Source organism: Streptomyces sp. a15 (assembly GCF_059026085.1).
The window spans coordinates 1-239 of sequence record NZ_JBWLKM010000327.1 but is presented as its reverse complement, the minus strand read 5'-3'; the positions used below and the strand labels follow the sequence as shown (position 1 = coordinate 239).

The window sequence follows — 239 nt, the reverse complement described above, 5'->3', positions numbered from 1 at the left end:
CTAGTGTCTCGTGACCCTGATTGTGTTACTTCGAGTTGTTATTGACGAGTTTCTTCACGCTGGTCTGGACGAGTCGGACCTTCGCGAGCACTTCGTCGGCGGTCGCGGTCCAAGTGAAGGGTTTCGCCTGCTCGTTCCAGGAGTCGATGTAGTCGCGGATCTGTTTGATTAGGACGTTGACACTGGAGAACGTGCCACGGCGGATGGACTGCCGGGTGATGATCCCGAACCAGATCTCG

General features: G+C 56.1%; 1 pseudogene. It reads right to left on the bottom strand.

What is annotated here, in order from left to right:
• Positions 1 to 25: 25 nt before the first annotated feature.
• Positions 26 to 239 (bottom strand): annotated as a pseudogene (locus tag AC5P09_RS52340) (IS630 family transposase); the annotation flags it as partial.